This is a genomic window from Mastigocoleus testarum BC008 (assembly GCF_001456025.1).
Taxonomy (GTDB): Bacteria; Cyanobacteriota; Cyanobacteriia; order Cyanobacteriales; family Nostocaceae; genus Mastigocoleus; species Mastigocoleus testarum.
Genome location: NZ_LMTZ01000025.1, coordinates 1 through 14,059, shown reverse-complemented (window position 1 = coordinate 14,059; position 14,059 = coordinate 1). Strand labels below are relative to the sequence as shown.

Below are 14,059 nucleotides of genomic sequence, written 5' to 3'. Positions count from 1 at the left end.
CTCGTTCTGAAAACCTCAAAATTTTGCACTTTACCCAATACGGAACAACTACAAAGTTAAATAAATCAGGACTTTCTCCGGTCTATGGACGTAATTTCAGAAATTTTCCCAAAATTCAGTGAAAATATTCCGCAAAAATTCCGAAAAGTAATTCCTAAAACTTGTATTAACTCAAAGAAAGTTAATTTTTAGAGATTCTACTAAAAAAAAAAGGAGCAATGATTCAAAAATATTTTGTAGTTTAATAATTTATATTTTTTTCAATTTTGTAAATTAGTTTGTAAATTCCCTCCATTTTTCCCAATTTACGCCAAATCTGTTTGATTAAAGTTTTATTCACCGGAAAAAGTAGGATATTTTAAGCAAACAAGGCGGATACTCTGTCAAAATTTTATTTACTTGGATAATCTAAACCTAAATATTGATACTGCTTGAACAATATGTGATCTAAGTCACTTACTTTACCGGCACATTTATCACAACCTAACAGTAAGAAATAGAAAATTGCGCAATGTACCAAAGGAGGAAATCTCTAGTAATATTTATTTGTTGATAAATGAGTTGCAGACATAACCTGAACCTAAGATTTTTAGAATCTAGACTTAAGAAAGAATTCTCAAGTTATTGCAGCATAGTAAATTAGTCTGTATGATAGTAAATTTCTTTTGACTAGTTCTTAAACATTACGTCACAACCACAAAGCAGTAAGTGCAGAACCAATTTAAACATTTGTGACTCAAGATTTTAACTTAAAACTTGTAACTCATAATTGTTTAATTTCTAATTAACATCATTGATCTATTTATAAATTGTTAGCTTCTGCTGATAATTCAATATTTAAAAATTAAATTGTGTTGTGACTAAACTTCGGCGGATTTTGGACCACGTGAGTCTAATAATCATATTAGCTAATTTTTCAGCCCACCGAAATCCAACAAAAAATCAAAATTTTATTTATTCAAGTATTTTTTTTGTCAGACAATGTAACTAAAAGACGATATCACCCAGAAACCAAAAACAACTATTCATAAAATTACGTGCTTTAAAATGGGGAACAAAATGTTGAACAATATCAAGCGTCTATCTTCAAATCTAAATTGGAAAGTCCCCTTCTTTGCTCTTTCCTTGGCTATTGGAGTATTTGCGGAAACTACAAATCCGGTATCTGCGAGTCAAATGCATCATTCCCAGACTGCATCATTGAATTCGCAGACTGCTACAGGCTCTTTTTCCTCCTACAGTTCTTCTAGTTCTTCACAAAGTACTAATTTTTTTGTTAACAATAATGGGAATTATTCTCATAATTGGGATACATCATTGAGAACAGTTGGCGATATCAACCAGTATCAAGCTTCTATAAGCACTTCTTCACTTCGCAAACGGACAACCTTACCCCAAAAAGACGGAGTTTATCTCTACGGTCAATCTCCCCAACCAGGACAATTAGGTAAAGGTTACATAATTTTTGAACGGAAGTACGGTAGAGTGACGGGTGCTTTATATATGCCCAGTTCAGAATTTAGCTGTTTCCGAGGAGCATTGCGTCAAAATGGAAAACTCGCAATGACGGTCAATAGCTATCCAGGTGAAACTAGCACATCTCAAGTGGCTTCTGTAAGAGGGTTCTCTGGTACAGAGAATACTGTCACCAACTACAATCATTCTGTTAGACTTCAAAATTACTATCGTTTGAGTTCGATTGGTGATAGCGATCGCCAAGTCTTACAAATGTGCAAAGGTTAATAAAAAGGAATAATAATGGAAGGTTATCTTTAGTAATTGGTCGTTAGTCATCGTTCACTGATGTTTGAACTAGGATCGATGATTAATGACCAATTTATTTCGATTGGCGGTTGGTAAGGGCGACCGATAATTTATTATTTAGTTGCTTGGCTCTTAATTCTTGTTTTTTTATAACGCACGTTCGATATATGTGCTAGTATAGTATTGGATTTGATTAAGTTAAATATTTAGTGACGCGACGTTTCGCGATCGCTAACGAGTAGAGTAAATGGATGGGATAATTAGTACCTTGCCTTTACGCCTTAAAAATAAATTCAGTGTAGATCGATGCCGAAAATTGTAGACCACGAGCAGTACCGCAAAGAATTATTATGGAAAAGTTTTGACTTGTTTGCCCAAAAGGGTTATGCATCTATCACCATGCGTGAGATTGCAAAAGAACTCAGGGTTTCAACTGGAACCTTATATCATTATTTTCCCAATAAGGAAGCCTTATTCTTACAGCTAATTGAAGAGCAAGCCGAACGGGATCTTTCTGATTTTTTGGCTGAAGCACAAGACGTAGAAACTTTACCAGAGCGAATTCATACTTTAATTGATTTCCTTGCGAAAAATGAAGATTATTTTATCAATCAAACACTAATATTATGTGACTTCTATCAGCAGCAAGGAAAAGCTATCGTTTTAAGTAATAAAATTCTTCAAACTGTTCAGGAAAAGACAAGACAAGAACTTTCTAAGTATTTACAAATTCAAGATCGAGTTTTAGCAAGTTTCGTCATGAACGTGGTTAGTGGGTTATTAATCGGGCGTATGTTTGAAGGAGATGTAATTTCCTACGAGGAGCAAGGAGAATTACTCAAAAAGATGGTTTGTCAATATTTAGATAATCAAAATTTAAAGAGTCAAAATTTAGATATTAAAAATTTAGAAAATCAAAATTTAGAGAATTAATAGGAGAAAGTATGAGTCAAGAACTACTTCCTAAGTCTGCAAGTAAAAAACCTGCGATCAAAAACCTATTAGGTTTGATAATAGCTGGTACCGCTGTCTCTGGTGTACTTACTGTTTATGGCTTATCTCAGTTTCAATCACTCCAAAAACCTACTGCTCAAGCAGTTGACCAACCATCTCCAATGAAGAAAGTTACCGCTTTAGGAAGACTCGAACCAGAAGGGGAAGTAATTGAGTTATCCGCACCTTTAACTTTGGATGGAGATCGCATCGGACAATTATTGGTAAAGGAAGGGGATACTGTCAAAGTAGGAGAAACCATTGCTGTTTTAGATTCCTATAAACGTTTACAAGATGCTCTTACCCAAGCTGAACAAGAGGTGAAAGTTGCACAAACGAAACTAGCACAGGTAAAAGCCGGTGCCAAATCCGGGGAAATAACTGCCCAAAAAGCAACCATAGCTAGACTTCAGGCAGAAAACAGCACGCAAATATCTGCCCAGAAAGCAACAATAGCTCGACTTCAAGCTGAATTAAATAATGCTCAGTCGGAATATCAACGCAACCAAAATCTTTATCAAGAAGGAGCGATTTCTGCATCAAGTAGAGATAGCAAACGCTTGACCTGGGAAACTGCACAACAGCAATTAGCTGAAGCCCAAGCTAACCTCAAACGCATTATTTCCTCTGGACAGGAACAAATTAATGCAGCCAAAGCAACTCTTAACCAAATTGCTGAAGTTCGTCCAGTTGATATTAAAGTTGCACGAGCAGAGTTAGATCGCGCGATCGCCACACTTAAACAAGCCAAAACTAATCTCGAACAAGCTTATATCCGTGCTCCCATAGTAGGGCAAATTATTAAGATTCATGTTCGTAAAGGTGAAAAAATTGGTGATTCTGGTGTAGCCGAAATAGCTAAAACAAATCAAATGATGGTAATTGCAGAAGTTTATCAAACTGATATATATAAAATAAAAGTAGGACAAAAAGCAATTATTAGCGGACAAGCATTAAATAGTAAATTGAAGGGGGAAGTAACTCAAATCGGTTTGCAAGTTAATCGCCAAAATGTTTTTAGTAACCAGCCCGGAGAAAATTTAGATCGTCGTGTTGTTGATGTCAAAATCCGCTTAAATCCTGAAGATAGCAAGCGTGCTTCAGGGTTGACTAATTTACAGGTAGAAACAGCAATACAACTATAAAAATTATTTTCATTATTTTACGTTTGAATTATTTTATAACGAATGTTTGATATAAGGAAAAGTTATGTTTTTAAAGAACAAATGGTGGGCGATCGCTGAATCGCAAATGATCAATAAAAAACCTGTTGCGCTTAGACGTTTGGGTATGGATCTAGTTCTGTGGCGAGACAGTAGTGGTAAAGTCGTTTGTCAAGCTCAACACTGCCCGCATCGAGGTGCAAGCCTTGCTCTAGGTAAGGTAGTAGATGGTTGTCTACAGTGTCCTTATCACGGTTTTCGTTTCGATAATCAAGGTAATTGCACCTTAATGCCTTGCGAAGGTGAGAAGGCTCACATCAGTTCAAAAATGCGGGTAAAACCTTATGAGGTAAAAGAAGCACATGGTCTAGTATGGTTGTGGTGGGGAGAAGCTCAATCCGAACAATCCCAAATTCCTTGGTTTGAAGAATTGCAAAACCATCCAAAACGTTGGGCTTCGGGAATGATGAGTTGGAATGTTCCTTTTACTCGAGCTGTAGAAAGTTTACTAATCGATCTGCATCATTTTGTATTTGCACATCATAACGTTGCTCGGTTATCTGGTTTTGGTTCTTCTACTTTGTTAGATCCTTTTGATGCAAAAGTTGAAGGTGAAGTAATTCATACTTGGGGACGAATCAGACCGCAAAAATCAGATGACCAAAATTCAAATCACCAAAATTCAAATCACCCAACATTAAGCCAAAGCATGAGTGTTGCGAACTTCCGACATCGCTTACATTTCCCCAACTTAGCTATATTTGATTTTGGCTTTGGTGGAATCAAATTATTTGTAGTTGCAACACCTATCGATGAAGAGAATACTTGGGCATATTTCCGTTACTATACTCCATTCAGTATGCCTTGGGTTAGTCAGTTAATTTCCAGAGCTTTTGTGTGGGTGGAATTAAATCTAGTTCAACCGGATGACTACAAAATTTTGATGTCAACTCGACCTCGAAAGAGTGGATTGAAGGTTAATAATTTTGTTCGTGCAGATAAAGGAATAGTTTTATGGCACAAACTATACGAACAAGCTCAGACAATATCAAAGTCAGAAAATACTTAAGAACTGACATTGAACAAATATGGGATTCACAAGCAACATAAGTCCTATAAGTTATTCAAACAAAATTTGATGCAGTCATATGGAGAAAAATATGATGACTTCTGAAATTATCCTGCTAGAAAAATCACAAATCGATAAAGCTTCCCAAATTCTTGCTGCAGCATTTCTTAAAGACCCACTTTTTAGCTATGCGTTACCCCAAGAAGATAAGGTAAAAGATAAATTATTGCACGATATATGGAAAGCTAGCTTACGATATTCCCTCCCTCATAACTGTACATATACCACTCCAGAAATTAAAGGGATTGCAATTTGGATCCCACCAGGAGCATATCCTTTTAATAACCTGCGATTTATGCTCACAGGATTCTATAGAATTCCTTTCCAGTTGGGTTGGAAAAACCTGAAAAAGTTTATCTCCCCATTTGCGTTACTTGACAAATACCACACACAAGATATGCCCGTACCTCATTGGTATCTCTTTGGTTTGGGAGTTTCACCTGTTTGTCAGGGAGAAGGAATTGGCGGTTCACTCATTCAACCGGTCCTCAAACAAGCAGACGAAGAAGGTTTACCTTGTTATCTGGAAACTGATACCCCTGGGGCTATTCGCTTTTACCAAAAACATGGTTTTGAAGTTTTGAGAACCGGCGAACAACCACTCAAGTTTTGGACAATGAAAAGAGAACCTCAAAACGGTAATAGATAGCTGATTTTGATTGTTAATTAAATAATTTCTAAAATTTCTAAGACAAGTCATTTAAATATGTTTCATAAATTGTTTCGAAGAACACCATTAGCTTGGCGACAGTTGACAAAGCAAAAAACTCGCTTCGCTGTAGCTATAGCCGGTATTGCTTTTGCAGATATTCTTATGTTTGTTCAGATGGGCTTTGAAGGTGCGCTTTTCAATTCAGCGACAAAACCTCACCGATCGCTACAAGCAGATCTAGTCTTGATTAATCCCCAATTTCAAACTTTATTCTCAGTCAAAAGCTTTTCTAGGGCGCGTTTATACCAAAGCTTGGCTTATGAAGGAGTCGAATCAGTGCAGTCCGTATATATTAATACTGCTCAATGGAAAAATCCCAAAACTCACCTCAGTCGCGCCATTTTAGTTTGGGGAGTTGATTCGACAAAATCTACCTTTAATTTTCCTGAGATTGATCAGAATTTGGGACAACTCAAGCAACTGAACCGGGTATTTTTTGATCGTGCAGGAAGACCTGAGTATGGAGCAATCGCTGATATATTCAAAAAACAGGGTACTGTTGAGACTGAAGTTAATAGTAAATTGATTCAAGTAAAAGGTTTATTCACTTTGGGTGCTTCCTTTGCTGCTGATGGCAATATTATTACTAGTGATTCGACCTTTATGGAATTGTTTCCAGAACGCAAACCTGATCGCATTGAACTTGGTTTAATCAAACTGAAAGCAGACGCAGATATTGAAAGTGTACGATTGCATTTAGAGACTAATCTACCCAATGATGTACGAGTGCTTACGCCAGATGACTTTGCCGAAACTGAAAAAAATTATTGGTCGGATGGCACCGGTATCGGTTTTATCTTTGGTTTTGGCGTAGTAATGGGTTTTATTGTCGGGATCGTAATTGTTTACCAAATTCTTTACTCTGATGTATCAGATCACTTACCAGAATATGCAACTTTAAAGGCGATGGGATATACCGATCGCTACCTATTAGTAACTCTTTTACAAGAAGCTATTCTCCTCGCCGTGCTGGGCTACATTCCTGGATTTGTACTGTCATTTGGACTTTATCAACTAGCATATGCTGCTACTATGCTTCCTATTGGGATGACAGTAGCTCGAAGCATTAATGTGTTTGTTATGACCATCATTATGTGCTTTGCTTCGGGAGCGATCGCAATGCGCAAACTTCAATCTGCGGATCCTGCTGACATTTTTTAGTTTTGGGTTTCGAATTACAGGTTTCAAATTATAGAAACATATTGGCATACTAGGAATGACTTTTTATATCGAATATTCGATATAAGAATAATCTTTAAATTTCACCACAACATATTTAATTACACTTTCAAGCTAATTACACTTTCAAGCTAATTACACTTTCAAGCTAATTACACCTTCAACCCATGGAAAGTCTTTACTCTCTTGATTCTAACCAATCTTTATCGACAGAAGCAGTTATTTGTGCTCGAGATCTTAACCATTACTTTGGAGAAGGTGAACTGCGCAAACAAGTGCTATTTGATATTAATTTAGATATTTACCCAGGTGAAATTGTTATTATGACTGGTCCAAGCGGTTCAGGAAAAACTACACTGTTGACCTTAATCGGTGGACTACGTTCTGCACAGGAAGGTATTTTGAAGATTTTAGGGAAAGACGTTTGTGGTGCAAGCAAACAGAATCTAACAAAGATTCGCCGTCAAATCGGCTATATTTTTCAGGCACATAATTTAATGACATTTTTGACTGCACAAGAAAATGTACGAATGTCCCTGGAGTTACACGACAACATGTTGACTGCGGACATGGATGCAATCGCAAACGATATGTTGCAGAGCGTGGGTTTGGGAAATCGTGCAAATTATTATCCAGAAAATATGTCAGGTGGACAGAAACAAAGGGTAGCGATTGCTCGCGCACTTGTTAGTCAACCTAAAATTATTTTGGCAGACGAACCCACTGCTGCACTTGATAAAAAATCTGGGCGTGATGTGGTGGAATTAATGCAAAAGCTAGCAAAAGAACAAGGTTGTACAATTTTGCTTGTCACCCATGATAATCGGATCCTTGATATTGCCGACCGAATCGTTTATATGGAAGATGGTTATCTTCAAAATAATAGTGTAGGTGTGGATGTTAATGGGTAATTGGTAATTGGTAATGGGTAATGGGTAATTGGTAATTGGTAATTGGTAATTGGTAATTGGTAATGGGTAATTGGTAATTGGTAATGGGTAATTGGTAATTGGTAATTGGTAATTGGTAATTGGTAATGGGTAATTGGTAATTGGTAATGGGTAATTGGTAATTGGTAATTGGTAATTGGTAATTGGTAATGGGTAATTGGTAATTGGTAATGGGTAATTGGTAATTGGTAATTGGTAATTGGTAATTGGTAATGGGTAATTGGTAATTGGTAATGGGTAATTGGTAATTGGTAATGGGTAATGGGTAATTGGTAATGGGTAATGGGTAATTAATGATTTATCCACAATTATCTATAGAGATATTTAAGTATTACAAATAAGGGTTCAATTAAATGAGTAACGAAAACAAAATGTTAAGATTGTAAATTTATAGCTTTAAAATAAAAAAAACTACAGGATAAGAAACAAATGCAAAATCCCATAAAAATACTTTGGGAGTTTTGTCAGTTGAAAAATCACCTTCAAATTAAATGGGTACTTCCATTTTTATAAATAGAAAATTACCATTACTATCTGCACCTACCACAGTAAATGAACAAAATCACATCCTTTTGTATTGCTTTTATAATTTCTCTAATTTGTTCCCAACCAGTTTACGCACAATTAAAAAATGGCTCTAGAGCACCTTCTAACGTCCCAAACAAAGAATATCCATATATCCATTCTGATGGAAAGGTAACATTTCGTGTTAAAGCACCATTAGCTAAAAGTGTACAAGTTATCGGACTCGACTCTAAAAACCCATTCGGGAAAGAGCCAACTAATTTAATTCGTGGTGAAGATGGGCTATGGATAGTGACAATTCCCATAAATCCCGGATTCCATTACTACCAGTTAATCATTGATGGTACCCCAGTCAACGACCCAGCAAGTAAAACTTATTTTGGTTGGGGAAAAGCTACAAGTGGATTGGAAGTTCCCCATCCCAAAGTTGATTTTTATAATCCTAAAGTAGCAACCCATGGCGAAGTACGCCAACGTTGGTATCATTCCCAAGTAACCGGTAAATTACGCCGAGTTCTTGTCTACACTCCACCCAATTATAACGCTAATATTAAACGCAGATATCCCGTACTTTATCTACAGCATGGTGCTGGTGAAAGTGAATGGGCTTGGACTCAACAAGGTAAAGCTAATTTTATTCTTGATAACCTCATAAACACAGGTCAAGCCATACCGATGATTGTAGTTATGGACAACGGTTATGCAACCAAACCAGGGGTAAAACTTCCACCAGATTCTTGGAAAAATGAAGCTTTCCCCCTAGTAGTAATTAAAGATTTAATTCCTTTGATTGACAGTCAATATCGGACAATTGCTCATAGAAATTCTAGAGCAATTGCTGGTCTTTCTATGGGAGGAGGACAAGCATTAGAAGTTGGCTTGAATAATTTAGATAAGTTTTCCTGGGTCGGTGGTTTTAGTTCTTTATTGAAAGATTTTAATATTGATACATCTTATGGTGGAGTTTTTCAAAATCCAACTTTAGCTAATTTAAAATTAAAATTATTTTGGTTAGGTTGTGGTGCTCAAGATAATTTTTACTCTAACCATCAAGCAATCCATAAACAATTAGAAAAAATTGGAATTAGACACATTTGGTTTCCAACGAAAGGCGGACATGAATGGTTGGTTTGGCGAGGATATTTACGAGAGTTTGCTTCTATATTATTTCGCGATTAATCCATGTTAAAACTTTCGTGTTATTAACTAGGGAGAAATTATCTGAATTAAAGGTCTTGCTGAATAGAGAATCCTAATTGAGAAATAACATCATTGAAAAATTGATTTTCCCTAGATATTTACATTAAAAGTATTACACACTCACCATCGTCCCCCATTACAAATTATTTAGTATTACGCATTCACCAACGCTATATAAATTAATCATTTAAATATTGATTTCTGAGCGAATATTTCCAACTACTATCAGAATTAGAACAAATTTCAATGACAGATGCATCTATAAACTCACTCAACGAGCAGACACGCGCAGCTTGGAATGCGAACTCTCAAATTTGGGATGAACGTATGGGTGACGAAGGTAATGATTTTCATCAAACCCTTATTCGCCCCTCTACTCAAAGATTATTAAACTTACAACCAGGACAGAAAATTTTAGATGTAGGTTGTGGTAATGGTTTAACCTCCCGCTGGTTAGCAAGTCTTGGCGCGCAAGTATTGGGAATTGACTTTGCAGAAGAAATGATTATCAATGCATGCAAAAGAACTAAACCCGATGAAACATCGGTTAAGTTTCAGGTGCTTGATGCAACTGATGAAACAGCTTTACTGAGACTAGGTGAAAATTCTTTTGATGCAGCTGTTTCTACAATGGCTTTGATGGATATGGCTCAAATCGATCCTTTAATGCGATCGCTTGCAAAGTTATTACGTCCCAAAGGATGTTTTGTATTTTCAGTGTGTCATCCTTGTTTCAATCATGTAGGTGCGAGCATGCTTGCAGAAACCAGTGATGTAGAGGGTAAATTAGTAACTGAATATTCAATAAAAGTTAAATCATACTTAGAACCAAGTAGTATAAGTGGATTAGCGGTTGAGAATCAACCACAACCACACATTTATTTTCATCGACCTTTACATTTACTTTTAAGTTCAGCTTTTCACTTTGGCTTTGTCTTAGATGGTTTAGAAGAACCTGCTTTTCCAACTCAAGATCCCGCTCAAACTAACTCTTTTGGTGGATGGAATAACTACAATCAAATTCCACCTGTATTCGTTGCAAGGTTAAGGTCGGGAGAGAGATAAGTTTTTTACTAAATTTGACCCATATCCTACATATTACTTGCTAGATTGAACACAGATAGTATTCTTGTTCAAGAAAGGATTTGTATGCCAGAAGATTTTGAAACGCGTTTTCGGGAGGAAGTACGCAAGCGCGAGCAAAGACGAAAAAGGCGCATGATACGTAAATTTTCCTCGCTCTTCCTAATCTTTGCTTTGGTAGTATTATCTATATATTTATTTTCTCAAAAAAATATAATATTACAAATCTCTAACCTAAGTATTCACACTATTTTACTGAGTATATTTGGACTGATTGTAATTATTAGTTTAATTGTTTATTTTACTAATCTCCGAGAATCTGAGTTCGATCAGAAATCTCCTGTATTTTCTGTAAACACCCTCAAAGATCCCAATTCTGGTGAAATTCAATGGAAATATATTTTGGGAGTAGCTTTACTTTTATCGACATTTGTGTACCAGGCTAACCAGTTTACAATCGATAATCATATCCATACTCTAATATATCGACCAAAACCACCCGTATCAAATCAATACTGGCCATGGAACAATTATGGAGATATCGATCCTATTGTTGCAAATCTTCCATCTGATGTTGAAATCAGTATTCAATCTGTTGCACAATATATAGCTAGGGAACAAAAAGACCCGTATTTACAAGTAAAAGCTTTACATGACTATGTTGTTAGTCGAGTCACTTACGATTTAGAGGTACTTAAAACGGGAATAAGACCTCCTCAGGATGCGAAAACGGTTTTTCAAACTCACAAAGCAGTGTGTGAAGGTTATGCTAAATTATTTGCTGCGTTGGGGCGGAGTATAGGTTTAAACGTTGTTTATCTTGAAGGAAAAGTCCGGCGAGATTTAGCTCCTGTCGATTTAATTCCAAGGAGATTAAGGTTTCTCAACAGTGGCTATGATTGGACTTTGCATGCATGGAATGCTGTTAAAGTTGCAGGTCAATGGCAATTAATTGATGCAACCTGGGATGATAGTAATTCTAATAAATCTGGTATTTCATATAATGCTAATTATCTTATGCCTCCTCCAGAGGTAATGATTATTAGTCACTTACCTGATTTATCAAGTTGGCAACTTTTAAAAAACCCTACAGATCAAGATAAATTTGAGAAGCAGCCACTTTTAACTCCTTATTTTTTCAGTGAAGAATTGGATATTACCTCACCAAAACAGTATGAGTCATCCGTTCAAAAAACAGCTGTAATTGAAATTAACACTTCTACCAACTATCGAAAGAAAATAGTAGCTGTATTTACCAAGGCGAAAAAAACGGAATTTTCAATTGGGGACTTATTGGAAAATAATCAGTCAAATCAACGCAAGGAATTAGAAATTCAAAGATGCTCGAGTCAAATAAGTGGATCGGGTAAAACCAAAATCTCTTGTCAATTACCTGAAAAGGGAGATTATCAGATTTTTGTATTTAGTGCTGGGAGAAAGGTTATTCCTATTGGTCAACTTAAATTTCACGCAATTTAGTACTGATTTACTTTAATTTTGATACACTCCGCTTATGAAAAGGAATAGGGAGCAGATTCAAAGAGTTGATGTGTAGCATTATTTTTTTATATGAATGGACGCGAGAGTCTCAATTCTCGATTTCTTCCCGATTTCTTCTCTATTTATTCTCAATTATTTTTTAATCTATAATAAGTTTCCTTTCAGGGAAATATTGATTTTCATGAAAGATAAAATCATGAATATTAATTTTAATTATTCTAATCTTAAGGTTCGTAACTTGAAATCTAATAGAAGATTAAATAAGCAGACTCATTCAACAACCTATCCAATAATCCATTGCTCTGCTAGTCCCTAGAAGCTTTGCTAAAAAAGCTTTTAAAGAGTCAGTTACTGCAAAAACATTATACGAGAGTGCTTTTAACCGTATGTGATCAATATATTGCACCTCACTTAGAATCTCTTCCATTAGCTTTAGCGTGGAGAAGCGAACGAGACTCACTCTAGAAAAGGCAAAAATCTTAAACTTTGAATTAGATAATTAAATCGGAAGACTCTTGCGGAATTAACACGAATATGCGTGAACATCGTACATTCTATGTTTATCCGCTACCTTGTAAACTCGAAAAGTATGAACCTGAAATGTCAATTTAAACAACAACCAAGCTCTTTTAGGAAAATTTAACAAACAGGCACAGGCAAGACAAAATAACCTTAAAGTGAGTCAGAAATAAAGTTTTACAGTGAAATATTAGACTTATTATTCGATTTTGGTTCTTCAGTCAGTCCTGATTTCTCATTCTTTCCTAAAGAAGGTTCGTTTGTTCCTAATAAATCGTGAATTTCACTCAATGAATTCGGCTTTACATCGCTACTGGATGAATTATCTACATACTCTAATAGATCTTCCACCCGACAATTGAGAGCCTTGCAAAACCTCGCGACTCTTTCAATATGGTTAATTCCGGTCCTACCACTTTCCCAGTTTTGAACTGTACTTTCGGTCACGCCTACAAGACGTGATAGCTCAAGCTGGGTTAATCCTGCTTGTTCGCGGAGAAAGGCAATTCGTGGTTTTGCTTTACGTTTCACAGCTACAGCATTTATGTCTTGTTTATAGTCGTACATCCTAACACCAAAAAAAAATAGTGCTCAAATAATTTAACAAAACACTTGACGCACCCAAGAACTTGGGTTAAAAATATTAGGTGTCAGGTTCACTATTAACTCTATAGCAATCCTATATAGTTAGTAAAGCTGTTTCGGGAACAAAAATAGAAATACATCAGTTATGAATAGTATTGAAACTGATATTTTCTTATGTTTCCCTCAGGGCTTTTAAATAAAGTTCCTTAGGAACAGTTAATAACTCCAGCCAGGAATGTTATATCAAGCTGAAATTAGGAGCTGTTAAGGGGTTCGAAAATTTTTCCAAAAAAAAATCAGACTTAATCTGGAATGAACCGAACTCACTTTGTATCCTCAAATATCAGACAAAAACAAACTCACTCAGAGGAAATCCTCAAGGTTCTTATTCTTAATATGAATTAAATGAATCTAGAGTGAACAAAATCAAAACTCTCACTGAATTAAAACTCTCACTAAAATTCAACCTCGTTCAACGACAAAGTTCAACAACCAAGCTCAACAACACATAACCAATGAGGTCTTCAATCATGTTCAAGAAATCAGTTGCTTTCGGTCTTTTAGCTGCTAGTTTAATCGTTGCTCCTACCGCAGCATTCGCAAATACTCAAAGTCAAACTAACGATCAGTTTAACGAGCAAAACGGTGCTGCAACTGATGGTAGCTTCAACCAGCAAAACGCTGAGAACGTTAACAACCAAAGACAAGTAATCGATGGTAAGAGCCGTCGTCGCGGTTACCGTAAGCCCGCTCGCAA

General features: G+C 36.1%; 11 protein-coding genes and 1 pseudogene. 11 read left to right on the top strand and 1 reads right to left on the bottom strand.

The features are described 5' to 3' along the window. The first annotated feature begins 1,059 nt into the window (after positions 1 to 1,059). The 10 genes from BC008_RS05880 (at position 1,060) to BC008_RS05835 (ending at position 12,177) form a co-directional block, all read left to right on the top strand. Positions 1,060 to 1,743, top strand: a complete 684-nt coding sequence (locus BC008_RS05880) for a hypothetical protein (protein ID WP_058183300.1) — start codon at positions 1,060 to 1,062, stop codon at positions 1,741 to 1,743. 327 nt (positions 1,744 to 2,070) lie between these two features. After that, positions 2,071 to 2,697 (top strand): TetR/AcrR family transcriptional regulator, encoded by a 627-nt coding sequence (locus BC008_RS05875; RefSeq protein WP_027844258.1) that lies wholly within the window; start codon positions 2,071 to 2,073, stop codon positions 2,695 to 2,697. An 11-nt stretch (positions 2,698 to 2,708) separates the two neighbouring features. After that, the gene (locus BC008_RS05870) at positions 2,709 to 3,902 is read left to right on the top strand and encodes an ABC exporter membrane fusion protein (RefSeq protein ID WP_027844259.1); all 1,194 of its coding nucleotides are present in this window, start codon (positions 2,709 to 2,711) and stop codon (positions 3,900 to 3,902) included. A 64-nt stretch (positions 3,903 to 3,966) separates the two neighbouring features. Further along, the gene (locus tag BC008_RS05865; RefSeq protein ID WP_027844260.1) at positions 3,967 to 4,989 is read left to right on the top strand and encodes an aromatic ring-hydroxylating oxygenase subunit alpha; all 1,023 of its coding nucleotides are present in this window, start codon (positions 3,967 to 3,969) and stop codon (positions 4,987 to 4,989) included. A gap of 91 nt (positions 4,990 to 5,080) precedes the next feature. After that, positions 5,081 to 5,698 carry a GNAT family N-acetyltransferase gene (locus BC008_RS05860; RefSeq protein WP_235595799.1) on the top strand — a complete coding sequence of 206 codons (618 nt, stop codon included), beginning with the start codon at positions 5,081 to 5,083 and terminating at the stop codon, positions 5,696 to 5,698. A 57-nt stretch (positions 5,699 to 5,755) separates the two neighbouring features. Beyond that, positions 5,756 to 6,922: an ABC transporter permease DevC gene (gene devC / locus BC008_RS05855; protein ID WP_027844262.1), complete on the top strand. Its 1,167-nt coding sequence runs from the start codon at positions 5,756 to 5,758 to the stop codon at positions 6,920 to 6,922. Between the two features lie 185 nt (positions 6,923 to 7,107). Beyond that, entirely contained in the window at positions 7,108 to 7,851 is a 744-nt protein-coding gene (locus tag BC008_RS05850) for a DevA family ABC transporter ATP-binding protein (protein ID WP_027844263.1), read from the top strand. A 591-nt stretch (positions 7,852 to 8,442) separates the two neighbouring features. Beyond that, positions 8,443 to 9,594, top strand: coding sequence for an alpha/beta hydrolase-fold protein (locus tag BC008_RS05845; protein WP_058183298.1), 1,152 nt, complete (start codon positions 8,443 to 8,445; stop codon positions 9,592 to 9,594). 267 nt (positions 9,595 to 9,861) lie between these two features. Continuing rightward, positions 9,862 to 10,680: a class I SAM-dependent methyltransferase gene (locus BC008_RS05840; protein ID WP_036268311.1), complete on the top strand. Its 819-nt coding sequence runs from the start codon at positions 9,862 to 9,864 to the stop codon at positions 10,678 to 10,680. Positions 10,681 to 10,764: 84 nt separating this feature from the next. After that, positions 10,765 to 12,177: a transglutaminase domain-containing protein gene (locus BC008_RS05835; protein WP_058183296.1), complete on the top strand. Its 1,413-nt coding sequence runs from the start codon at positions 10,765 to 10,767 to the stop codon at positions 12,175 to 12,177. 717 nt (positions 12,178 to 12,894) lie between these two features. On the opposite strand, the gene BC008_RS05830 is transcribed toward BC008_RS05835, so the two are convergent. Then, positions 12,895 to 13,248 carry a helix-turn-helix transcriptional regulator gene (locus BC008_RS05830; RefSeq protein WP_027846308.1) on the bottom strand — a complete coding sequence of 118 codons (354 nt, stop codon included), beginning with the start codon at positions 13,246 to 13,248 and terminating at the stop codon, positions 12,895 to 12,897. A gap of 584 nt (positions 13,249 to 13,832) precedes the next feature. Between BC008_RS05830 and BC008_RS05825 the strand changes: the two are divergent. Next, positions 13,833 to 14,059: pseudogene (locus BC008_RS05825) on the top strand (hypothetical protein); the annotation flags it as partial.

Coding starts and splice junctions, on each gene's coding strand:
- BC008_RS05880 (WP_058183300.1), top strand. CDS start 1,060: ATGTTGAACAATATCAAGCGTCTATCTTCAAATCTAAATTGGAAAGTC.
- BC008_RS05875 (WP_027844258.1), top strand. CDS start 2,071: ATGCCGAAAATTGTAGACCACGAGCAGTACCGCAAAGAATTATTATGG.
- BC008_RS05870 (WP_027844259.1), top strand. CDS start 2,709: ATGAGTCAAGAACTACTTCCTAAGTCTGCAAGTAAAAAACCTGCGATC.
- BC008_RS05865 (WP_027844260.1), top strand. CDS start 3,967: ATGTTTTTAAAGAACAAATGGTGGGCGATCGCTGAATCGCAAATGATC.
- BC008_RS05860 (WP_235595799.1), top strand. CDS start 5,081: ATGATGACTTCTGAAATTATCCTGCTAGAAAAATCACAAATCGATAAA.
- devC (WP_027844262.1), top strand. CDS start 5,756: ATGTTTCATAAATTGTTTCGAAGAACACCATTAGCTTGGCGACAGTTG.
- BC008_RS05850 (WP_027844263.1), top strand. CDS start 7,108: ATGGAAAGTCTTTACTCTCTTGATTCTAACCAATCTTTATCGACAGAA.
- BC008_RS05845 (WP_058183298.1), top strand. CDS start 8,443: ATGAACAAAATCACATCCTTTTGTATTGCTTTTATAATTTCTCTAATT.
- BC008_RS05840 (WP_036268311.1), top strand. CDS start 9,862: ATGACAGATGCATCTATAAACTCACTCAACGAGCAGACACGCGCAGCT.
- BC008_RS05835 (WP_058183296.1), top strand. CDS start 10,765: ATGCCAGAAGATTTTGAAACGCGTTTTCGGGAGGAAGTACGCAAGCGC.